Annotated in this window: 21 protein-coding genes; 16 read left to right on the forward strand and 5 right to left on the reverse strand. The window is 61.8% G+C overall.

Annotated elements, in window-relative coordinates:
• Window positions 1-22 precede the first annotated feature (22 nt).
• The 8 genes from FY528_RS12785 (at window position 23) to FY528_RS12820 (ending at window position 8,190) form a co-directional block, all read left to right on the forward strand.
• Window positions 23-1,732, forward strand: a complete 1,710-nt coding sequence (locus FY528_RS12785) for a TonB-dependent receptor (protein WP_149071412.1) — start codon at window positions 23-25, stop codon at window positions 1,730-1,732.
• Window positions 1,733-1,767: 35 nt separating this feature from the next.
• Window positions 1,768-2,892: an HU domain-containing protein gene (locus FY528_RS12790; protein WP_149071413.1), complete on the forward strand. Its 1,125-nt coding sequence runs from the start codon at window positions 1,768-1,770 to the stop codon at window positions 2,890-2,892.
• A gap of 1 nt (window position 2,893) precedes the next feature.
• Entirely contained in the window at window positions 2,894-3,601 is a 708-nt protein-coding gene (locus FY528_RS12795; protein ID WP_149071414.1) for a MotA/TolQ/ExbB proton channel family protein, read from the forward strand.
• A 106-nt stretch (window positions 3,602-3,707) separates the two neighbouring features.
• On the forward strand, window positions 3,708-4,109 hold the full coding sequence (locus tag FY528_RS12800) for an ExbD/TolR family protein (RefSeq protein ID WP_149071415.1): 402 nt from the start codon (window positions 3,708-3,710) through the stop codon (window positions 4,107-4,109).
• Between the two features lie 177 nt (window positions 4,110-4,286).
• Window positions 4,287-5,162 carry a hypothetical protein gene (locus FY528_RS12805; RefSeq protein WP_149071416.1) on the forward strand — a complete coding sequence of 292 codons (876 nt, stop codon included), beginning with the start codon at window positions 4,287-4,289 and terminating at the stop codon, window positions 5,160-5,162.
• 65 nt (window positions 5,163-5,227) lie between these two features.
• The gene (locus FY528_RS12810; protein ID WP_149071417.1) at window positions 5,228-6,529 is read left to right on the forward strand and encodes a bifunctional folylpolyglutamate synthase/dihydrofolate synthase; all 1,302 of its coding nucleotides are present in this window, start codon (window positions 5,228-5,230) and stop codon (window positions 6,527-6,529) included.
• Window positions 6,530-6,625: 96 nt separating this feature from the next.
• Complete coding sequence (trmB, locus tag FY528_RS12815; RefSeq protein WP_149071418.1) at window positions 6,626-7,306, forward strand: tRNA (guanosine(46)-N7)-methyltransferase TrmB; 681 nt, start codon at window positions 6,626-6,628, stop codon at window positions 7,304-7,306.
• Between the two features lie 56 nt (window positions 7,307-7,362).
• A complete protein-coding gene (locus FY528_RS12820) occupies window positions 7,363-8,190 on the forward strand; it encodes a maleylpyruvate isomerase N-terminal domain-containing protein (RefSeq protein ID WP_149071419.1) in 828 nt (275 codons plus the stop codon).
• 54 nt (window positions 8,191-8,244) lie between these two features.
• Here the strand turns inward: FY528_RS12820 and trpF are convergent, their stop codons facing one another.
• Window positions 8,245-8,868, reverse strand: coding sequence for a phosphoribosylanthranilate isomerase (gene trpF, locus FY528_RS12825; RefSeq protein ID WP_168679677.1), 624 nt, complete (start codon window positions 8,866-8,868; stop codon window positions 8,245-8,247).
• A 282-nt stretch (window positions 8,869-9,150) separates the two neighbouring features.
• Here trpF and mnmA point away from each other — a divergent pair, with 282 nt between their 5' ends.
• From mnmA to FY528_RS12855, 6 genes are all read left to right on the forward strand, one after another.
• Window positions 9,151-10,299, forward strand: coding sequence for a tRNA 2-thiouridine(34) synthase MnmA (mnmA, locus tag FY528_RS12830; protein ID WP_149071421.1), 1,149 nt, complete (start codon window positions 9,151-9,153; stop codon window positions 10,297-10,299).
• The gene (locus tag FY528_RS12835) at window positions 10,296-11,015 is read left to right on the forward strand and encodes a hypothetical protein (RefSeq protein ID WP_187632112.1); all 720 of its coding nucleotides are present in this window, start codon (window positions 10,296-10,298) and stop codon (window positions 11,013-11,015) included. The genes mnmA and FY528_RS12835 overlap by 4 nt, the downstream gene beginning before the upstream one ends.
• A 64-nt stretch (window positions 11,016-11,079) precedes the next feature.
• On the forward strand, window positions 11,080-12,765 hold the full coding sequence (locus tag FY528_RS12840; RefSeq protein ID WP_187632113.1) for a S8 family serine peptidase: 1,686 nt from the start codon (window positions 11,080-11,082) through the stop codon (window positions 12,763-12,765).
• 54 nt (window positions 12,766-12,819) lie between these two features.
• Window positions 12,820-13,146: a hypothetical protein gene (locus FY528_RS12845; RefSeq protein WP_149071424.1), complete on the forward strand. Its 327-nt coding sequence runs from the start codon at window positions 12,820-12,822 to the stop codon at window positions 13,144-13,146.
• Between the two features lie 147 nt (window positions 13,147-13,293).
• Window positions 13,294-13,992, forward strand: coding sequence for a ribulose-phosphate 3-epimerase (gene rpe, locus FY528_RS12850; protein WP_262383992.1), 699 nt, complete (start codon window positions 13,294-13,296; stop codon window positions 13,990-13,992).
• 80 nt (window positions 13,993-14,072) lie between these two features.
• The gene (locus tag FY528_RS12855; RefSeq protein WP_262383993.1) at window positions 14,073-16,544 is read left to right on the forward strand and encodes a TonB-dependent receptor; all 2,472 of its coding nucleotides are present in this window, start codon (window positions 14,073-14,075) and stop codon (window positions 16,542-16,544) included.
• Here the strand turns inward: FY528_RS12855 and FY528_RS12860 are convergent.
• The 4 genes from FY528_RS12860 to FY528_RS12875 form a co-directional block, all read right to left on the reverse strand.
• On the reverse strand, window positions 16,541-17,023 hold the full coding sequence (locus FY528_RS12860; RefSeq protein ID WP_149071426.1) for a hypothetical protein: 483 nt from the start codon (window positions 17,021-17,023) through the stop codon (window positions 16,541-16,543). The two genes, FY528_RS12855 and FY528_RS12860, sit on opposite strands and share 4 nt — an antisense overlap.
• On the reverse strand, window positions 17,016-17,795 hold the full coding sequence (locus FY528_RS12865) for a sterol desaturase family protein (protein WP_222931816.1): 780 nt from the start codon (window positions 17,793-17,795) through the stop codon (window positions 17,016-17,018). The genes FY528_RS12860 and FY528_RS12865 overlap by 8 nt, the downstream gene beginning before the upstream one ends.
• A gap of 69 nt (window positions 17,796-17,864) precedes the next feature.
• A complete protein-coding gene (locus FY528_RS12870) occupies window positions 17,865-18,434 on the reverse strand; it encodes a Crp/Fnr family transcriptional regulator (RefSeq protein WP_149071427.1) in 570 nt (189 codons plus the stop codon).
• Window positions 18,435-18,531: 97 nt separating this feature from the next.
• The gene (locus FY528_RS12875; protein WP_149071428.1) at window positions 18,532-19,425 is read right to left on the reverse strand and encodes a DUF2911 domain-containing protein; all 894 of its coding nucleotides are present in this window, start codon (window positions 19,423-19,425) and stop codon (window positions 18,532-18,534) included.
• A 520-nt stretch (window positions 19,426-19,945) separates the two neighbouring features.
• Between FY528_RS12875 and hisG the strand changes: the two genes are divergently transcribed.
• Both hisG and hisD read left to right on the forward strand, forming a co-directional pair.
• On the forward strand, window positions 19,946-20,797 hold the full coding sequence (hisG, locus tag FY528_RS12880; RefSeq protein WP_149071429.1) for an ATP phosphoribosyltransferase: 852 nt from the start codon (window positions 19,946-19,948) through the stop codon (window positions 20,795-20,797).
• Between the two features lie 110 nt (window positions 20,798-20,907).
• Window positions 20,908-22,206, forward strand: a complete 1,299-nt coding sequence (hisD, locus tag FY528_RS12885; RefSeq protein WP_149071430.1) for a histidinol dehydrogenase — start codon at window positions 20,908-20,910, stop codon at window positions 22,204-22,206.
• Window positions 22,207-22,246: the final 40 nt, after the last annotated feature.

Below are 22,246 nucleotides of genomic sequence, written 5' to 3' on the forward strand. Positions count from 1 at the left end.
AATAAAGCCCTTTTCTGCTAGTATGACGCTTCGTTCCTCCCATACCGCCGCGGCCCTGGTGCTACTGGCGGCCAGCGCCGCCCCGCAGCTGGCCCAGGCCCAGCGTACCCGCGGCAAGATTGAAGACGCCGAAATTGAGATTGTGAAGGAGCGCGTGAACCAGCTACCCGAGGCCACGCGCAACTACGAGAAGGTTCAGATTGCGCCCCCCACCAAAACGGCCAAGCCGCTGCAGTACTCCTTCCCTGACTTCCGCCTGCCCTCCGATAACCTGAACCCCTCGGTGCGGGTGCTCACCATTAAGCAGGAAGAGCTGGCCCCGCTGCTGGGCAACTACGTGAAGGCGGGCCTGGGCAACTACGGCACCCTCTACGGCAAGGCGTACCTGCACAACACCCGCGACAACGCGGCTTCCTACGGCGTCAACCTCAGCCACATTTCCTCGGCCAAAGGCCCCGTGGATGGCAAAAACTCCGGGGTGGCTCAAAGCAGCCTGGGGTTGCACGGCGAAACCTTCAGCGGCCCGCTCACCCTGGGCGCCCGCCTCGACCTGGGCCGGGAGCGGTACAACTTCTACGGCTACACCCCGCGGGAGCCGCGCCCCGACGCCGACACGCTCAAGCAGGTATTCAACCGCGCCGCTGCCAAGGTGTACCTGCGCAACCGCGCCGCCGACGCCCAGTTTCAGTACGACCTGAGCGCGGGCTTCCGCTACTGGAAAGACAACTTCGAAGCCCGGGAAAGTGACTTCCAGCTGGGCTTGCAGTCGAAATACTACCTCACGGAGAAAACCCGCGTGGCCATCAACGGCGAGGGTTCCTTTATCTCGCACAAGGATTCGGTGAGCGTGAGCCGGCCGTTTGTGCAGGTGACGCCCGCTCTGGAAGTGGACTTCGACCGCCTCGACGTGTCCATTGGCGCCACGCTTGGCTACACCGGTGACACCATCGGCACGGCCAAGCAGTTCAACGTGTACCCGGCCGTGCGCCTGGGCTACACCGTGGCCGAAGACCGGTTTGTGGTGTACGGGGGCCTCGGTGGCGGCCTGCAGCGCGTGACCATGTACGATCTGACCACCGAAAACCCCTGGCTCGGGCCGCAGCAGCGCGTGGCCGATACCCACCGCGGGCCCACGGTGTTCTTTGGCTTCTCGGCCACCCCAGCGCGGGCCCTGGAGCTGAACGCCAAGGTGACGCTGGCCAACGACCAGAACCTGTACTTCTACAACAACAGCCGGCGCGACTCTACCCGCTTCGACCTGGTGTATGACCGCAAAACCACGCAGTTCCTGAACGTGCACGGGGAGGCGCTCTACAACGCCGCCGAGCGGTTCCGCCTGGGCTTCAAGGCCGACTACAACGCCTATAAAACCAAAACCCTGGCCGAGGCCTTCCACCGGCCTACTTTCCAGGGCACCTTCTTCGGCTCCTACAACTTTATGGACAAGCTGCTGGTAGGCGCCGAGCTCTACACCTTGTCATCGAGCTACGGGGCCGTAACCCGCTTTGTGCCCGACAATAGCGTGCCCCCCACGCCCTCCGGCACCTACGTGCAAACCGTGCGCCCCACCGACAGCGTAGTGGACCTGAACCTGCGGGCTGATTATCGTTTCTCGGATAATCTGTCCATCTTTGCTATGGGTAACAACCTGCTAGGCCGCAAATACGAGCGTTTTCTTCTCTACCCGGTGAAGGGCGTGAATGTGCTGGCCGGCGTTACCTACCAGTTCTAGCTCCGCATCCACCTCCGACAAAACCCGGCCCGACCTTGCAGCTTTCCGACCATATCAGCGCCTTGTTGCGCGACCATGACTGTGTTATCATCCCCGAGTTTGGGGGGCTGATTGCCGACTACTCGCCGGCGCATATTCACCCGGTACGCCACACGCTGGCCCCGCCGGCCAAGCGCGTGGCCTTCAACCAGGCGCTGACGCGCAACGACGGCCTGCTGGTAGACGCCCTTAGTCGGACGCTCAACATTCCGGCCGCTCAGGCCCGGCAGCTGGTGCGCGAGGCGGTAGTGCGGATGCAAAGTGAGCTAACAGCTGCTCAGCGCACGGAACTGCCCGGTATTGGCATCTTCCGCCAAGCCGCCGGCCGCGGCCTCGACTTTGAGTATACCGGCACCCACAACCTGCTCACGGCTTCGTTTGGGTTGCCCGAGCTGCTTTCGCGCCCCGTGCGGGCTACCGACGCCATGCAGGCCCGGGAGCGAGGTACGGAGTTGCCGGAACCCGTTTTGCGCGCCTCGCGCAGCCGCCTGGGCCGCCGCGTGCTCACCGGCGTGGCCGTGGCTCTGATTGGCGGCCTGGTGCTGTCGGCTAACTACCTGTTCGCGCTGCGCATGGGCTACCTGCCCGAAAACCTGCGCGGTGCCACGGAACAGGTAGCCAGCGCAACCGAAACTTCTGCTGCTCCCGCTGCGCCCGTTATTGAGCGGCAGCAGGCTGCCTTGGCCCAACCGGGCTGGAGCGAGCCGGAAGCTGTGAAGCCGGCGCCGGCGGTAGCTGCTGCGGAAGTGCCGGCCCCGGTGCCCGTAGCCACTCCCGAAAAGAAGGTAGCTGCAACGCCCGCGCCTAAAGCGGTGTCAGTAGCCAAGAAGGCTGTAGAACCGGCAAAAGCCAGTGCTACAATTTCCGGTATTACCAATCGTTGGTACGTGGCGGTAGTTGCCGTTAACAACGAGGCATCGGCCCGGAAGCTGCAGAAAGCCTACGCCAGCAAAGGCAAGGTTACCCAACTGCTTCTGCCGCGCCGGGGCAACCGCTTCATTAAGGGTACCCGATTCTACCGCCTTTCCGCCGCCGATTTCGCTGACCAGGCCTCGGCTAAGCGCCACGAGGCTGCCGTAAGAAAGCAGTTTGGCGTGCAAACCGAAGTCATTAATTATTAGCATGACGCCATTTCTGCTGCAGGTTACTGCCGCCGCCCCCGACACTACGGCTGCTGCCGCCACCACCGTTCCTACCGCCGACGCTGCTGCCGGCACCGGCCTTTCGCTGATTGACCTGATTCTGGCCGGTGGCTGGATTATGGTGCCGCTGTTTCTGCTGCTGTTCGTTTCGATCTACATCATCTTCGAGCGGTACCTCACCATCCGCAAGGCCGGCGCCGTGCCCGACTCGTTTATGCCCGGAATCCGCAACCTGATGGTGAAGGGCGACCTGCAGGGCGCCAAGATGCTCTGCGCCCAGAACGCCTCCCCGCTGGCCCGCATGATTGATAAAGGCATCCGCCGCATTGGGCAGCCGCTCAAGGACATCGAAACCAGCGTGGAAAACGTGGGCAAGATTGAAATTGCCCGCCTTGAGAAGAACATCAACGTACTGGGCATCGTGGCCGGCATTGCGCCCATGTTGGGCTTCGTGGGTACCATTGTAGGGGTTATCAAGATCTTCTACGCCATCAGCTCCACCGGCGACTTCGGCATTGCCCAGATTTCGGGTGGTCTGTACACCAAGATGGTGACCTCGGCGGCCGGCCTCATCGTCGGTATCGTGGCCCACATTGGGTACCACTGGCTTAGCATCATGGTCGAGCGTATGGTGTTCCGCATGGAGAACTCGGCCATCGAGTTCATGGACATTCTGCAGGACAATTAGCGAATGTGGTGGAATGTGAAAATGTGGTAAATGTGCTTAGGCATTTTAGTAGCACATCATTTCTCACATTTTCACATTCCACCACATTACTCACATTTCATAAGCAATGGACTTAAGCCGGCGCCGTAAAGTTTCTTCCCACGTCGAGACCAGCTCGATGAACGACATCATGTTCTTCCTGATGCTGTTCTTCCTGATTGTGTCGACCATGGTGAACCCGAACGTTATCAAGCTGATGCTGCCCAATGCCCGCTCGGGCAAGCAGGCCGTAAAGCAGCCCATTACGATTTCGGTAGATGGCCAGGGCCAGTACTTCCTGGACCGCACGCCCGTAACGGCCGCCACCCTGGAAACGGCGCTGGCCCAGCGCGTGGCCGGCCTGGAGCAGCCCACCGCCGTGCTGCGCGTAGATGCTTCCCTGAACGTACAGAAGTTGGTAGATATCCTCGAAATCGGGAACCGGCTGAAAATAAAGATGGTCATGGCCACCCAGGCCCAGCAGAAGTAGCTGGTTGCGTAGTGGCATGATTTTGTTAGCGCGGCACACTTCTACAGGACGTCATGCTGAGCTTGTCGAAGCATCTTGCTAGTGTAGTAAGCTTAACGAAGCAGTAGAAAGGCTTCGCCTCCACTCAGCCTGACAACCAAATTGAACAACCCGTAACAAGCAACGTAAAATCAACCCATGGAATACCGCGAGGAACATAGGCGCGAGGCGCTGATTGGCACGGTGGTGTTTCACGTGCTGCTGGGGTTACTGTTCTGGTTTACCGTGTTCAAAGGCCCCGATCCGCCGCTCCTGGAGCTGGGCGGGGGCGGCGTGGAGCTCAACTACGGCATCGACGAGGCCGGCTCCGGCGACGTGCAAAGCACGGCCACGGCCAATGAGTCGCCCAACCGCGAAGACTCGCGCCCGCCGGCTTCCCAGCCTGACCCGGATCCGCAGCCGGCCCAGCAACAGTCGCAGCCCGACCCGCAGCCCGCTGAGGAAGCTAAAGTGGTAACCAGCGAAGCCGAGGAAAGCCCTGTCACGGTGCCGCCCACGGAGAAGCCCGCCCCGCCCCGCGAGGAACCTGTGCGCGAAGTGCCTAAGCCTAAGGTAGACCAACGCGCCGTGTTTACGCCCCGTGGCAGCCAGAACGGCGGGGGCAACGGTGAAAACGGCACCAGTAACCGGCCCACCGGCAACAACAACGGTGACCGGCCCGGCGCCGTAGGCGACCAGGGTGACCCCAACGGCTCCCTCGATGCCAAGGCCCTGTACGGCACGCCCGGCAGTGGCGGTGGCAGCGGGGGCGGCAATGGCCTGGAAATGGCTGGTTGGGCTTTCGAAGACCGCCCCACCGCGCCAGCCATCGACAACAACTCCGGCTATGTGCGCTTTAAAATCAAAATCAACGCCGACGGTGAAGTAGAGGCCGTAACGAAAGTATCCGGCAACGTGTCGCCGGCTCAGGAAAAGGTCTGCAGCGACGCCTTGTACAAATCGGCCTTCCGTCGCACGACGGCGGTGGCCGGTGGCGCCACGGGGTTCTACACCTTCCGCATCACGGTTCGATAACAGCGGTAGTTGATATTTACAGAGCCGTCGGCGGGAAATTCCGGCCGGCGGCTTTTTCTTTGCGCATGAATTACGAAGAAACCCTGGCTTACCTCTACACCCAGCTACCCATGTTTCAGCGGGTAGGGGCGGCGGCCCACACCAAGAGCCTGGCCAACATTGAGGCACTGATGCAGGCCATGGGCAACCCCGAACGGCAGTTTCGGAGCGTGCACGTAGCGGGCACCAACGGCAAAGGCAGCTCCTCGCACTGGCTGGCGGCGGTACTGCAGGCGGCGGGCTACCGGGTGGGTTTGTACACCTCGCCCCACCTACGCGAGTTTACGGAGCGCGTGAAGCTGAACGGCCAGGAACTACCGGCCGACTACCTGGTAGAGTGGGTGGCGCGCTGGCGGCCGCTATTTGAAGAGCTGAAGCCTTCCTTCTTTGAAATGACCGTGGCCCTGGCCTTCCAGTATTTCGCCGAGCAGCAGGTAGACATTGCCATCATTGAAGTAGGCCTGGGCGGTCGGCTGGATTCCACCAATATCATTACCCCGCTGGTTTCGCTCATTACCAACATCAGCTTCGACCACATGGCGCTGCTGGGCAACACCCTGCCCGAAATTGCGGCCGAAAAAGCCGGCATCATCAAGCCCGGCGTGCCCGCAATCATCAGCCAGCATCAGCCGGAAGTGGCCCACGTATTCCGACGCAAAGCTGCCGCGGAAGGCGCCTCCCTGGTCTTTGCTGCCGATGAATACGCGGTAGAGCTGGTGCGCGAGCCGACCTTCGACGAGGAAGAACAGCAGGTGCGCGTTGTGCGGTATCCCGCTGGGGGCAGCGCCGAGTACACCCTGGGTTTAGTGGGCGACTACCAGCGCCTAAATCTGCCCGGGGTGCTGGCTACGGTGGAGGAACTGCGCCGCCAGGGCTTTGCTATTTCCGACGAGGCGCTGCAAACCGGCCTGCGCGAGGTGCGCCAGCTGACGGGCCTGCAAGGGCGCTGGACTATTCTGGGCCGCCGTCCGCTCATTATCTGCGACACGGGCCACAACGAGGCGGGCCTGGGTTTAGTCATGGCCCAGCTGGCCCGCGTGCCGCGCCGGGAGCTGCACCTGGTGCTGGGCACCGTTAACGACAAGGACGTGCCCCATATGCTGGCCCAACTACCCGCCGAGGCCACCTACTATTTCTGCCAGGCCAGTATTCCGCGCGCTTTGCCGGCCCCGGAGCTGGCCGCGCAAGCCACGGCTGCCGGGCTGCACGGCAGTACCTTCGGCACCGTGCCCGAAGCCGTGCAGGCTGCCCGCGCCGCCGCGCATGCCGATGATGTCATCTTCATTGGTGGCAGTACCTTCGTCGTCGCCGAAATTCCTGAGCTGTAAATTTTCTCGTTGACTCCACTTGCACTCTGCCATTGCAGCCCATTTTCCACATTAGCGCAGCGGAGCACATTTTCATCACATTAGCACATTGCAGCAGTGAGTCGAATTAAACTTGTTCGTTTTGCCGAAAACGCCGGCCGGCCCGAGATTGTGGAGCCGGGCAAGGATACGTACCAGCAACTGGTCGGGCGCTGGAATGAGGCCTTTTTTCCGACGGCCCAGCCTATCACGCTGGAAATGGGCTGCGGCAAGGGCGAGTACACCGTGGGGCTGGCTGCCCGCTACCCCGGGCGCAATTTTCTGGGCCTCGATATCAAGGGCGAAAGAATCTGGCGGGGCAGCACCCGAGCCCGGGAGCAGCAACTCACCAACGTGGGTTTCCTGCGCACCCAGGCCCTCACGCTGCTGGAGCACTTTGCGCCCGGCGAGCTAAGCGAAATCTGGATTACGTTTCCCGACCCGCGCCCCCGCCTGGGCGACGCCAAGCGCCGGCTCACGGCCCCGCGTTTTCTGGATCTGTACCAGCAAGTACTGCGCCCCGGGGGCCTCGTGCACCTCAAAACGGATAGTGAAGCGCTGTTCGACTACTCCCTGGAAACTGTGCTGGCGCGGCCTGGCGCTACTGTGCTGGCTCATACCAAGGATTTGTACGCCACGCCCGAGCTGCTCCCCCACGCCGAGGACATCCAGACGCACTACGAGCGGCGCTACCGCAATGAGGGCATTCCCATCAAGTACCTGCAGTTCCAGCTAAGCCCGGGGCCCGGGCCGCAGTAAAAGAGTTGTCCGTTAGTAGAACGAACGGATAACTAACAACAAAAACCAGATTGCCCATGGAGCCTATTCAGACCGTTCACCTCTTTCCGGTGCTGGATGAGCACCTGCTGACTCTGCTGCGCGGCCTGCGCCCCGAGCAATGGGAGCTGCCTACCGTAGCGCCCAAGTGGCGGGTACGTGACGTGGCCCTGCACCTACTCGATGGCAACCTGCGCACTCTGTCTATGCTGCGAGACGGCTACTTCGGGCAGGCGCCGGCCTCCACGGACTACGCGGGCATTGTGCAGTTCCTGAATGAGCTGAACCACGGCTGGGTGCAGGCTGGCCAGCGCCTCAGCCCGGCCGTGCTTACGTGGCTGCTGGAGGTGTCGGGGTCAGAGTATTGCAGGCTGCTGGCTTCGCTCGATCCGCAGGCGCCGGCGGTGTTTTCGGTGGCCTGGGCCGGGGAGCAGGAGTCGCGCAACTGGTTTCACGTGGCCCGCGACTACACCGAAAAATGGCACCACCAGCAGCAGATCCGGCAAGCAGTGGGCGAGGAGCAGGTCCTGCTGACGACGGAGCTTTACCACCCGTTTCTGCAAACCTGCCTGCGCGCCTGGCCTTGGCACTACCGCCACGTAGCCGCTTCCGAAGGCACTATCGTCAGCCTGCATATTACGGGGGATGGGGGTGGGTACTGGCAGCTGCGCTGTACGGCAGGCGCCTGGCAACTGCAGGAAACCGAGGCTACGGAGCCGGCCGCCCGCATTACCTTAGCTGGTCAGGTCGCCTGGCGGCTCTTCACCAAAAGCCTGCCCCGGACTGCTGCTGAAGCGCACGTGCACCTTGCGGGTGACCTGGCGCTGGCTGAGCCGTTCTTCAGCCTGCTCACGGTGATGGGGTGAAGCATCAGAGGGCTGAATGGCTGATTGCAAATAAGCGACCAGCCATTCGGCCTGTTAATCTTCCAGCGCCTCGAATACTTTTTCCATTTCATCGAAGTCGCGCAGGCCGGGCTTGATTTCCTGGCCGCCTTCCAGCACAATACCCGCCACGTGCACTTGCTGCAGCAGCTCCCGCAGGGAAATACCCTCGGCGAAGCCGGCCGCCAGCCACACCGGGTAGGAGCGGGCCTGTTCGCTGAGGTGGGCCCGCTGCACGCCCGTAAGCGGGGCCGGAGGCACATCGGCCAGCACGATGCCCCGGGTATTGGCTACCAGCTGCCGGAACCGCAGGTCCACGTCTTCGGGCAGCATATCCGGAATCCACTCGGCCAGCTGCAACACCGGGCGCGTAAGGCGGCTGAGCTCCTGGGCCGGGCGGGCGCGATGCAGCAGGATATAGTGCAGGCCACACTGCTCGGCCAGGGCATTGATTTCATCGACGGGTAAGGTGCTGAACTCACCCACCAGCTGCACCCCGGCTACCCAGCCGCTGAGCTCCTGCACGGCGGCTGGCTCCAGGTAGCCCGGCAGGGCGGGGTCGAGGCGGAAGGTAAGGTAGTCGGCACCCATGCCGGCGCAATAGCGCGCATCCGACAGGTTATTGATACCGCGCACGAGCACGGACGTAATCAGGGACATACAAAAGGTGTGGAAGGCCAGCCAGGCGTAGGAGGGCGTTAGCCCCGCAATATCCGAAACATAGCCTAATTTTTCATTTGTAAATGCAATAGAGCGGCGAGAATAGCTGAATGGTGGAGTGGGTAAACCGTTAAATGGTTCAGAAACAACGACAGCCATTCCGCCAGGCAACAATTCATCTAGTCAACCATTCTGCCATCCAGCAAAACAACCATTCAAACCTCCGTACCTTTGTGCCTTCGGCCGGAACCTTTCACGCTTCGGGCGCAATTCACATCACGTATGAATACTTCGAAAGGACGGGTGCTGGTAGCCATGAGCGGCGGCATCGACAGTAGCGTAGCGGCCGTGCTCCTGCACGAGCAAGGCTACGAAGTGGTCGGGATGACCATGAAAACCTGGGACTACGCCTCGGCGGGCGGCTCCAAGAAAGAAACCGGCTGCTGCTCGCTCGATAGCATCAACGATGCCCGCCAGATTGCTGTGGAGCTGGGCTTCCCGCACTACATCATCGACATCCGCGACGAGTTCGGGGACTTTGTCATCTCCAACTTCACCGAGGAATACCTGGCCGGGCGCACGCCCAACCCCTGCGTGCTCTGCAACACCCACATCAAGTGGGATGCCCTGCTGCGCCGCGCCGATCAGCTCGGCTGCCAGTTTATTGCCACCGGCCACTACGCCCAGGTGCGCGAGGAAAACGGCCGCTACGTCATCAGCAAGGGCCTCGACGAAAACAAGGACCAAAGCTACGCGCTCTGGGGCGTGAGTCAGCAGAGTCTGGCGCGCACCCTGTTCCCCCTGGGCCAGATGCGCAAAACCGAAATCTACGACGAGGCCCGGCGCCGCGGCTTCACGGAACTCGTAAACAAGCCCGAGAGCTACGAAATCTGCTTTATCCCCGACAACGACTACCGCGGCTTCCTGCGCCGCCGGGTGGCCGGATTGGAGGAGCGCGTGGCTGGCGGCCAGTTTGTGCTCCGCGACGGCACCGTCATTGGCACCCACGAAGGCTACCCGTTCTACACCATCGGGCAGCGCAAAGGCCTGGGCGTGGCCCTGGGCTTCCCAGTGTACGTGACCGAAATACGCCCCGAAACCAACCAGGTAGTGCTCGGCAACTACGAGGAGCTGGCCAGCACGCGCACCGTGGTGGGCAAGCTGAACATGGGTAAGTATGCTTCCCTGGAAGGCCGCGGCCTGGTGCCCAGCGTCACCAAAGTGCGCTACAACCACGGCGGCGCACCCGCGTTTCTGGAGCAAATCGGCGACAAAATTCACGTATATTTCGAAGAGCCCGTGCACGCCATCACGCCCGGTCAGGCCGCCGTATTCTACGAGGGCCAGGACGTGCTGGGCGGGGGCTGGATTGAGCGTCACATCATTGAAGAGGTAGCTACACCCGCAGCGCAAACCGTAGAAACAATATGAGGAATCTGGCTGGTTGGCTACGCCGAACGCTGATGATAGTGGCCGTAGCGGGGGTAGCGTACGCCTGCGACACGGAAACCGAGGAAGCTATGCCCCTGGGCACCGACTATTACCCCATTGCCGTGGGTACCTACCGCATATTTGACGTGGAAGACGTGGTGTGGGAGGAAAACCAGTCCATCAGCACGCGTTTCCAGTTTCGGGAGCGGGTGGAAGATATTTTCACCGATGCCGCTGGCCTGCGCAGCTACCGGGTTATTCGCTCCAAGCGCGTGCTGGCCACCGACACCTGGCGCGACGACAGCGTGTACGTGCTCACCCCAACCAGCCAGACCCTGCAGCTCACGGGCCAGAACCGCCGCACGGTGGAGCTGGTGTTTCCGGTGCGCGAAGGCCGCCGCTGGAACCCCTACGCCTTTGCCGACGTGGACACGCTTAGCCGCCGCTACCTGAACGTGGGCAAGGCCTTTACGGCCGGGGATAAAACCTACAATGAAACCGTCACCACCATCGACGACGGGGAAGACGATGCCTACTACTTTTCCAGCCGCCAGCAGGTGTTTGCGAAAGGCGAAGGCCCCGTGTTTCGGGAGCGGAAGCGGTATTTCTACTGTCAGAACCCCAACCCCGACCAGGGCGGCTGCCCCATTGCGGCCGGGTATATCCAGAGTGGGCGGGAGCGGCGCGAAGTGTTGGTGGAAAGCGGGAAGCTGTAGTCTTTTTCCTTTGTCCTGATGTCGTTATCGGGCCGGCTTAGGCCGGCCCTTTCAGTTGATGTATATGAAGCACCTGGTTTCCGGCTTACTGCTTTCCCTGGCTATCAGCGGCGCGGCCTGGGCGGGCCCTACGCCGCCCGCCCGGCGGGCCGCCACCCAAAAGCACCTGATTTACTTTAAGGACAAAGCCGGCTCGCCCTTTCAACTCGACCAGCCCGACGCCTTCCTGTCGGCTCGGGCCCAGGCGCGCCGCCAACGTCAGAATATTGCTCTTACGGCCCAGGACCTGCCCGTCAATCCCAGCTACGTAGCCCAGCTGAAAGCCGTGCCTGGTGTAAGCTACTGGTACCCTTCGCGATGGTTCAACGCGGTCATGATCAGCTGCGACGACGCCACCCTGGCCCAGGTGCAGGCCCTGCCCTTTGTGCGGCAGGCCAGCCCGCTGAACCGTAAGAAAACGGCCGCTCCGGCGTCCGACACGTATGCGCCCGTGTCCGCCGCCACCCAGCGTTCCGTTGCCGGCCGCCGCTCCGACTACGGCAAGGCGTATGCCCAGGCCGTGCAGCTCGGGGCCGTGGCCATGCACGATGCCGGCTACCGGGGCGAGGACATGCACATTGCCGTGTTCGACGCGGGATTTCCCGGCGTTGATAAGCTCACGCCCTTCCAACCCTTGTTTGCGGAAAACCGGCTGGCCAGCACCTATAACTTTGTGGATAAGCAGCCCGCCGTATTCCTGCGCGACGGGCACGGCACCAGTGTGCTTTCTACCATGGCCGCTTCGCAGCCGGGCTTTTTCACCGGCACGGCCCCCAAGGCTACCTACCACCTGTGCATTACCGAAGACGTGGCCTCCGAAACGCCGGTAGAGGAAATGAACTGGCTGATAGCGGCCGAGTATGCCGACTCCGTCGGCGTTGACATTATTACCTCCTCCCTGGGCTACACCACGTTTCCCGACTTCCCGGCCGCTACCCACACCTACGCCGAGCTGGATGGCAATACCGCCATTGGCACCCGGGCCGCCGACCTGGCCGCACGCGTGGGCATTCTGGTGCTGAACAGTGCCGGCAATGATGGCAACGGGGCCTGGCGCTACATTGGCGTACCGGCCGATGCCGATTCCATCATTGCCGTGGGCGCCGTCGACTCGGTGGGCATCCGCAGCGGGTTCAGCTCCGTGGGGCCCACCGCCGACGGGCGCATCAAGCCCGACCTGGCCGCCCGCGGTGGGCAGGCCGCCGTCATTCGTCCTTCCGGGGCCGTGGTGCTGGGCAATGGCACGTCCTACGCCTGTCCCATTCTGGCCGGCATGACGGCCGGCTTCTGGCAGGCCAACCGCAACCGCACGGCCCAGGAAATTATTGCGCTCCTGAAGCAGTCGGGCACCCAGGCCGCCGCCCCGGACAACTTGCTGGGCTACGGCATCCCCGATTTCGTGCGCGCCTATAACCTGGCCAACCCCGGCACACCGCTGGGTACCCGGCCGGTGCACAATCGGGGGGAAGTACGGGTATACCCCAATCCCAGCGAAGCCGATCAGTTCTTTTTGACCTTGCCTGCTGAGCTGCAGCGCCGCCCCGTGCAGGTCCGGATTTTCGATACCCTGGGCCGATTGGTGAGCGAGCAGACGCTTGTGGGGGCAGCCGGACCAGCCCAGCTGAGCGCCGCCCACCTGATTGCCGGCACGTATAGCTGCCTGGTCAACGCTGGCACGGTGCAGTATGCTACCCGCTTCGTGCGCCGCTAGTCGTCGGTCGGGCTGTAGTTTCCTCATTCTTTCGTAACCCTATTTCTATTTCTCATGCTTCAATTGATGATTTCCAAGCGCATCGGGCGCCGGCAGTTTCACTTTACGGTCCAAGGCATCAACTTCCACGAGGTGGTGGCTGAGTACGACCGGCTGAGCTTTCCCGACGTGCTGAACTGCGGTATCTGCGGGTCTGATAACCTGGATTTGTCTTCCCGCGTGGCCCAGGATAAGTTTAAGTACACCTCGGTGAAGTGTTTGGATTGCCGCGCCGACCTCACCTTTGGCAAAATGCAGCGCGACGACCAGACCGTGTTCCTGCGCCGTCGCGAAAACGGGGACCTGGACTGGCAGCCCTGGAAGCGTCGCGACGAAGCGTAAGCGGCCGTAGCCCGGCGGGCCCGGTGCACCAAGTCTGGCTGGTGAAGGTAGATAAGCTACCCCAACCGCCCGACTTTGTACGCCGGGCCCGCTTTTTTACGTTATCCGCTGCGGCCGGTATCCAACCCAACGCCTACCTTCGTGTTCATGAATGCACTTCGTCGCCCCATGCCGCTGCTGGCCCCTTCGCTGCTGGCCTCCGATTTTGCCAACCTCCAAGCTGAAGCCGAAATGCTCGGCCGTAGCGCCGCCGACTGGCTGCACTGCGACGTGATGGATGGCCGCTTTGTGCCGAACATTTCCTTTGGCATTCCGGTGCTGCAGGCCATTCACCGCCACGCCCAGCAACCCCTGGACGTGCACCTGATGATTGAGGAGCCCCAGCACTACCTGGCCGCCTTCCGCGACGCCGGGGCCGCCAACCTCACAGTGCATTACGAAGCCTGCCCGCACCTGCACCGCGTGGTGCAGCAAATCAAGCAGCTGGGCTGCCGGGCCGGGGTGGCCCTCAACCCGCACACGCCCGTGTGGGTGCTGGAAGATATTGCCGCCGACCTCGACCTGGTTTGCATCATGTCGGTGAATCCGGGCTTTGGCGGGCAGAGCTTTATCCCCAATACCCTACGCAAAGTAGCCGCCCTGAAAGAGCTGCTGGTGGACTGCGGCTCGCCCGCCCTCATTGAAATTGACGGGGGCGTGACGAGCGAAAACGCCGCGGCCCTGGTGCAGGCCGGCGCCGACGTACTGGTGGCCGGCTCGTTTGTGTTCAATTCCGCGGACCCTATTGCTACCCTGGCCGACTTGCGTGAGCAAGTAAGTGCCACCGTAGCCAGCGAGGAAAACTAATGCGCAGCGGTGGGTGGGGGAAGCGGCCGGTAGTAGGTCAGTCTAGCCTATGGCTGCTGGTAGCAACCCTATTTCTGGCCTTGCCGCCGGCCCTGGCCCAGCAGGCTGCCCGGGTGCTGGTGCAGGGCACCGTGCTTGATGCCGGCGGCCTTCCGCTGGAGCTGGCGGGCGTGGGGGTAGAAGGCCAGCCCGGCGGCACCAATACGGATGCCGCAGGCCGGTTTTCCCTCACCGTAACGCCGCCCACCGCTGCCCGCCCGCTAGTGCTGGTGGTGCGTCGCATCGGCTACCAAACCCTGCGCCAGCCCTTGGACCTGGCAAACGCCCGGGACCTGAAGCTGACGTTGCAAACCGATAACCGGGCCCTGAGCAACGTCACCATCCGGGCCCGCCCGAGCGGAGCCGACCCACGTGAGCAGGTCAGCATTACACCTATTGACCCGCGCGCAGCCAAAGAGCTGCCCTCCGCTTTTGGCGACTTCAACAAGATTCTGACCACGCTGCCCGGGGTAGTGGCCAACAACGAGCTGACCAGCACCTACGCCGTGCGCGGGGGCAACTACGAGGAAAACCTGGTGTACGTGAATGGCTTTGAGGTGTACCGGCCATTCCTGGTTACCTCCGCCCAGCAGGAAGGCCTGAGCTTCATCAACCCCGACTTGGTGGAAAACGTGGAGTTTTCCAGTGGGGGCTGGCAGCCCCGGTACGGCGACAAGCTGGCCTCGGTGCTGAGCGTGAACTATAAGCGCCCCGAGCGGTTTGCCGCTTCGGCCACGGCCAGCCTCACGGGCGGCACCGCCCACGTAGAAGTCGCTTCGCCCAACCGCCGCCTGACCTATCTGGTGGGGGTGCGTTACAAGAACCCCACCTACGTCTTCAACACGCTCAGAACGGCCCAGGGACAGTATAATCCCACGTTCTACGATGCGCAGGTGTACCTCACCGCCGGCCTGGGCCGCGACGCCTCGGACCCCAGCCGCACTACCCTGAGCCTGCTCACGGCCGTAGCCCACAACGATTTTCTGTTTTCGCCCGTCTCGGGCCAGGCTACGTTCAGCACGGGCACGGCCCAGTTTCAGCGCCTGACCATCCTCTACGATGGGCACGAGCGGATGCAGTACGATACCTACCAAACGGGCCTGAGTTTGCGCCGGCGCTTTACCAATTCATTCACCGGGGAGTTGCAGGCGGGCCTTTTGCTGTCCAAGGAGCTGGAATACCGCGACGTGGAGGCGGGTTACTTTTTCGCCGATATCAACCGCGACCCCAATTCACAGGACTACAACCGGGAAGTGCGCCAGCGCGACGTCGGTTCCAGCTTTAAGCATTCCCGCAACACCCTGCAGGCCCGGGTAGGTACCCTGGAGGCCCGCACCGAGTGGACGCCCGGCACCCGGCACACCGTGCTGGCTGGCGCCAAAGCCGGGCAGGAGCACATTGAAGACGTGCTGAATGAATATAGCTACGTCGACTCAGCCGACTTCGTGCCTGACTACCGCCGCACCCGCCTGCGCTCCAGCCTGAACCTAGACAGCTACCGCTACCAAGGCTACGTGCAGGACCGCGTGACCCTGGATTCGCTGCGCACACTCACCTACGGGTTGCGCGCCCACTACTGGACGGCGAACGGTCAGCTGGTGGTAAGCCCCCGGGCCCAGTATTCGTTTATCACGCGCCGCAACCCATGCCTGTCATTTAAGTTCGGGACGGGCCTGTACTACCAGCCGCCGTTCTACCGCGAGCTGCGCCGCCAGGTGGCTGAGCGCGCCGCGCCCCAGGCCCCGCTGGTGTACGCGGCCTCCCTGAACCCGGAGCTGCGGGCCCAACGCTCCTTGCACGTCATTGCCGGCTCCGACCTGCGCTTTGAGCAGTGGGGGCGGCCCTTCCGCCTCACGGGGGAAGTCTACTACAAGTATATGACGGACGTGGTGCCCTACGACGTGGACAATGTGCGCCTGCGCTACTTTGCCCGTAACAACGCCACGGCCTACGCCGCCGGCTTCGACGCCCGCGTGAGTGGGGAGTTCGTGAAAGGCGACGAATCCTGGATCAGTCTGGGCGTGCTTACCACCCGCGAAAACCTCTCCGACGATTCTCTGACCGTGTTTGATGCCGACGGGCAGGCCGTGGGCAAGCAGCCCAAAGGCTATATCCGCCGCCCCAGCGACCAGCGCCTGAACCTGGGTATCTTCTTCCAGGACCACTTGCCTAACAACCCCTCGGTGAAAGGCTACGTGAACCTAGTATTTGGCTCGGGCCTGCCGTTTAGCCCGCCCGAAGCGCCCGAGCTGCGCGGCACTACCAAGCTCACGCGCTCCTATAAGCGCGTGGATATTGGCTTTTCGAAAGTGCTGAGTTTGCAGAGCAACGCGGCCACGCGCCGCCCCGGCCAGCTCGAAAGCCTCTGGCTGGGACTGGAAGTGCTCAACATCATTGCGGCTAACAACATTGGGGGCTACAACTACGTGCAGGATTTGAACGGCCTTACCTACGCCGTGCCCAACTACCTTTCACCCCGGGTGGTGAACGTGCGCGTAATTGCGCGGTTTTAGCGGGCGTGTTTATAAAACCGAATTACCTGATTGGTAGGCGTGGAGTCGCTCAGCATGAGCCGGTAGGCCAGCGTATCGGGCGGCACGCCATAAGTTGTGCTCCACAGGCTGGAGGCCGTGGAACTCAGATGCTGACTTTGCATGGTGACCGACTGAAACCTGATACCCCAGAGCTGATCAGTCGAAGGCGTTACGCGAACAACGAAATTGTAACCGGCATACTTGTCCGGGTCAATAACCATTTTGTTCCAGCCCCGGTGGGTCCAGGTTTGTTCTACCCAGCATTCCTGAATCCGATAGGGTACACCCGCGAAGGTAAACGTCGATACGGAAGGAGTATAGTGCCGAAGAAACACCTGCCGTTGCCGAGATTCAGCTACGCTGCCACTAATGCCCAGGGCACCGTCGTTGCAGCCAGCCAGCAATAGCGGTACGAACCCTAGCAAGGCGTACCGGCCTAGTGCGAATAAATTAAGCATCGGCGTGCACGTCCTTAAAGCGGAGCATATCGGTTAACTGTTCTTCCTTTTCCGCATCGAAGCCGCAGGTGGCTGTGAAGCGGGCGGGGTTGCGGTAGGTACCGAAGAGCCAGTCCCACACCACCAGGTCGCCATAGTTGTGGCTGTGCTGCTGGTACTGGTGATGGACGCGGTGCATTTCGGGCCGCTGAAAAATGTAACCCACCCAGCGGGGCGTGCGCACGTTGGTGTGGTAGAAAAACTCACCCAGGGCCGTACACAGCGTGTACACGGCGCCGGCGGCCGGGCTCAGCCCCAGCACGGTGTACACCAGCAAGCCTCCAATGAGGGAGTTAACCGTCATTTCCAATGGGTGCTTGTAGAAGGAGGTAATAACCTCAATGCGCTGGGGGCTGTGGTGAATTTGGTGAAAGTGCAGCCAGAGGAAATCCTGGGTGTGGCGCCAGCGGTGCCACCAGTAGAATATAAACGTGGCCACCACGTAGGCCAGCAGGCCACTAGGTACCGGCCCCAGGTGCCGGGAAACGTGCCACAGTGAGTAGGCCGAAAACCACTTTTCCCAGGTGACGCCCGCCACCACGACCACCAGCAGCTGGGCCAGATTGACCGTCAGTACCCGCCGTGGCCAGGTGGGAACCCAGGGCAGCTGCCAGCCTGGAATGATGCGCTCCAGCACAAAGCAGAAGACAAAGGCCAGAAAAATGATGACCAGCAGGGGTGGGGCCGACACGTGGTAGCCACCCAAAGGCAGCGTCGCAAATAAGGAATGCATGACGAAAGGAGCTAAGTGAAACAATGCTCCAAAAGTCAGGCTTCGTGTTGCCGGAACACTTGATAAATATCAAGAACTGCGGTGGGCACGCAGGCGGCTGAGCGTTTCGGGGGTGAGACCCAGGTGGGAGGCCAGTAGCTTGAGCGGCACCCGCTGGAAGATGTTGGGCAAGTCACGCAGCAGTTGCTCGTACCGCTCGGCGGCCGAGTACATGCGCAGGTGCAGAGCCCGTTGCTCACTGAGCACGTAGTACCGCTCGGTGAGGGTGCGGCCGATGAAGTTGAATTCCGGAAACTCGCGGTACAGCTGCTGTAGCTGCTCGTAGCGCAAGGACCAGAGCCGGCAGTCTTCCAGGGCCTGCAGGTACTCGTGCGAAGGCTGCCGGGCGAAAAAGGAGTGGATGGAAATCACGAAATGCCCTCCCGGCATAAACCACGACGTGACTTCCTTGCCTTCCTTGAGGTAGAAGCCGCGCACCAGCCCTTGCTCGAGAAAATACAGGCGGTTGGCCGTTTGCCCGGGCTGCAGCAGGTAGGCCCGGTCGGGCACCGCCTCGGCTTGCACCCGCTCCCGCAGTGCAGACTCTAGCGCCACCGACATTGGATGAATCGCGGCGCAAACGGAGAGAAATGCTTCCATGCTGGCCAAGGTACTGCGCCCGCAGCCTATACGAAAACCGGCGCCTAGTGGGGCGCCGGTTGAAGTTAACGTACGAAAGCCTGGTTCCTACGACTGCTCAGTAGGCTTTGGCTTGCCACTCGGTGAGGGCAATACGCATGTTAGGTTGCTGGGCTTTAAAGTTGGCGTCGTCTTTGTCGCCGAGCTTGAGGGCTTTGCGGGCGTAGATGACGGCCGTGCCATAATCCTGCTTGGAAGCCATCAGCCGCGCTTTTATCCACGTGTTGGTATAGGACTCATTTAATCGAATCGACTCGTTGATGTAGTGCAGGGCCTGCTCGGCCTGAAGGTTATTTTGGACCAGATACTCGGCCGCCTGGGCCAGCAGCTGCCAGTTGTTGGGACGGGCCGCCAGGGTTTGCTCGATGCCCGCCAGCACCTGGGCGTGTACGTCCGTTTCGATGGTGAGTGAGCCCGTAAGCTTTTCCCAGCTTAGATTGAGGTGGGCGGCGGTGGGGCGAACATCCGAAAACCAGTAGCACAGGGTTTCACGAAAGGCCGAGGCTTCCGGCACTACGGGCACCCGCACCACGTCCTGGGCCGCGTTGTAGCCCTCGGCGCCCCAGTGCGTGGTTACTTTGTTCAGCACAAACTGCCAGTCCTGGTCTGATACCGGCAGCACGAAGAGGGAATACTTGCCGGCCAGGACCAGCTGCCCGTTCAGGTGCACGTTGCTGGAAAAGGTGATAACGGTATTCTCGTTGGCCCCGGCGCGCCAGATTTGGTTGTAGGGAACGAGCTGCCCCCAGATACCGCGGCCCTTCACGCTGGGGGAGTGGTACTCCACGGTAATGTCGGTGAGGCCCACGGTTTGCTGGAGCAGAGCCCGCGGACTGGCCTGCGGCAGCGGCAGCTGGGGTTGGGTCGTATCAGCAGCTGCGGTTTGAGCAACGACCGGCAGCGCCAGGCTGCTCAGGGCCACAAGCCAGCTCACCAAAAGGAACGTGCGCATAGGGACAGCAGAAAGAAAAGTTAGCAACAGGGACGGCACCTTGCCCGAAACAATAGTGCCAGAAAGTGGAAATCGTGCAGAAAGGGCGAAGATACAGGTTGCCAAATTGATTTTTTTTGCTGAAAAGTTTTCAACTCTGACTGTCGCGCTTACCTTTGCCCCGCTACTCCAAGCCCCGTATGCTTTTCTCCGCGCTTTTCCTGAGCTCTTCTAGCCACCTGGCTGCCCCCGTTGCGGGCCGCCTGGCTGAGGCCTGCGCGTCTGAGACCCAGCATCACCATCACCACGGGCATCATTCCTCTTTCTAGAGGAATATACGCATCATATTGACCCCGTTGGGCGAACCGCACCCTTGGTTCCCCGGCCCCCGAAAGCAGGTGGCCCGGCCAGATTATGGCTAATTTCCAACGTTTGGGTCTGCTGCCCTGTTTCCCACCAACCCCTTCTGAATTACGGTTAAGCACTTGGCAAAACGCGCCAATTCTTAATTCCTAATTCTTAATTCCTAATTGAAAGACATATGCTCCGTCTGGCCATCCAGAAATCGGGCCGCTTAAGCGAAGATTCCCTGAATTTGATTCGGGAATGCGGCATCAGCTTCCTCTCGGCTTCCTACAAGCTCAAAACCGAAGCTACCAACTTCCCCCTCGAAATCCTGTACCTGCGCGACGACGATATTCCCGGCTACGTGCAGGACGGCGTGGCCGACCTGGGCATTGTGGGCCAGAACGTGCTGGTGGAAGCCGGTTTTCCCGGCCTGGAAGTAGAAGGCCTGGGCTTCAGCAAGTGCCGCCTGAGTTTGGCCGTGCCCCGCGCCGCCACCTATGACTCCATTGAGGACCTGCACGGTGTGAACATTGCTACCTCGTACCCGCGCATTCTGGGCGACTACCTGGCGGAGCGCGGCGTGAAAGCCAACCTGCACACCATCAGCGGGTCGGTGGAAATTGCCCCCAGCATTGGACTAGCCGAGGCCATCTGTGATATTGTCAGCAGTGGCTCCACGCTGCTGGGCAACGGCCTGCGCGAAGTAGAAACTGTGTTCCGCTCCGAAGCGGTGCTCATTGCCAACCAGAGCCTAAGCGCCGAGAAAAAGGAGCTGCTCGAGCAGCTGCAGTTCCGCATGCAGGCCGTGCGTCGCGCCCGCCGCAACAAGTACATTGTGCTCAATGCCCCCGTGGCCGCCCTCGACGCGGTGAAGGCCCTGCTGCCCGGCATTAAGTCGCCCACCGTCACGAAGCTGGCCGAAGAAGGCTGGGTGTCGGTGCAGTCGGTCGTGAATGAGGACGACTTCTGGCACATCACCAGCCAGCTCAAAGCCGTCGGCGCCGAAGGCATTCTGGTACTCCCGATTGAGAAAATGATCAGCTAAAGCTGAATGTGACAAATGAGCGTGAATGTGGGAAATGTGAAAAATGATTAGTTGAAGCAGTTATTCATTCACATTCCCACACATTTTTCACATTCCCCACATTAATTAAGATGAACATCTTCCAATATCCTTCCCAGCCGGAGTGGGCGGCGCTGCAGCAGCGGGCTGCCCAGCAGCAGGCCCAGGACGTGGAGCAGCGCGTGCAGCAGATTTTTGAGGACGTGCGCCGGCGCGGCGACGCGGCTCTGCTCGACTACGCCCGGCAGTTCGACGGGGCCGACCTCGCGGGCGGCCTGCGCGTGGGGCCCGAGGAGCTGGCCGCTGCCGCTGCCCAGGTGCCGGCCGAGCTGCAAACGGCCATCCGGCAGGCGCACGCCAACATTCTGCGGTTCCATAAAGCGCAAATCCCGCAGGAGGAGCGCGTGGAAACCATGCCGGGCGTGACGTGCTGGCGGCGGGCGGTGCCCGTGCAGCGCGTGGGCCTCTACATTCCGGGCGGCACCGCGCCGCTGTTCAGCACGTTGCTGATGCTGGGCGTACCCGCCCGGCTGGCCAGCTGCCCTGAAATCGTGCTGTGCACTCCGCCCCAGAAGGATGGCTCGGTGAACTCCATCATCCTGTTTACGGCGCAGCTGCTGGGCATCACCACCATCGTGAAAGCCGGCGGGGCCCAGGCCGTGGCCGCGCTGAGCGGCGGAACTGACTCAGTGCCGGCCGTGGACAAGATCTTCGGCCCCGGCAACCGCTACGTGACGGCCGCCAAGCAACTGGCTACCCGCTACGGCGTGGCCATTGATATGCCGGCCGGCCCGTCTGAAGTGCTGGTTATTGCCGACGAATCGGCCACGCCGGCCTTCGTGGCGGCCGACCTGCTCAGTCAGGCCGAGCACGGCCCCGACTCGCAGGTGATTCTGCTGTCGGACTCGCTGTCGATGCTGGAGCAGACCAAAGCCGAGGTGGAGCGCCAGCTGCGCGAGCTGCCCCGGGCTGAGGTGGCCGCCCAGGCCCTCACCGAAAGCCGCGCCATCCTGCTGCGCACGCCGGAGGAAATGTTGTACTTCTCGAACCAGTATGCTCCCGAGCACCTGATTCTGGCCGTGCGCAACCCCGAGCAACTGGCCGAAGGCGTAACCAACGCCGGCTCCGTATTCCTGGGCCACCTCACCCCGGAAGCCGTGGGCGACTACGCCTCGGGCACCAACCACACGCTGCCCACCAACGGGTACGCCCGCAACTACAGCGGCGTGTCGCTGGATTCGTTTCTGAAGAAAATTACCTTCCAGCGCCTCACCCCCGAAGGCCTGCTGAACGTGGGCCCCGTGGTAGAAACCATGGCCGAAGCCGAAGGCCTCCGCGCCCACGCCCGCGCCGTCACCCTCCGCCTGGAAGCAGTAGAAACAGATATATAAATAACCTGTCATCCTGAGCATGTGGCGCATCAAGCCAGTG

It is taken from the genome of Hymenobacter lutimineralis, assembly GCF_008271285.1.
GTDB lineage: Bacteria > Bacteroidota > Bacteroidia > Cytophagales > Hymenobacteraceae > Hymenobacter > Hymenobacter lutimineralis.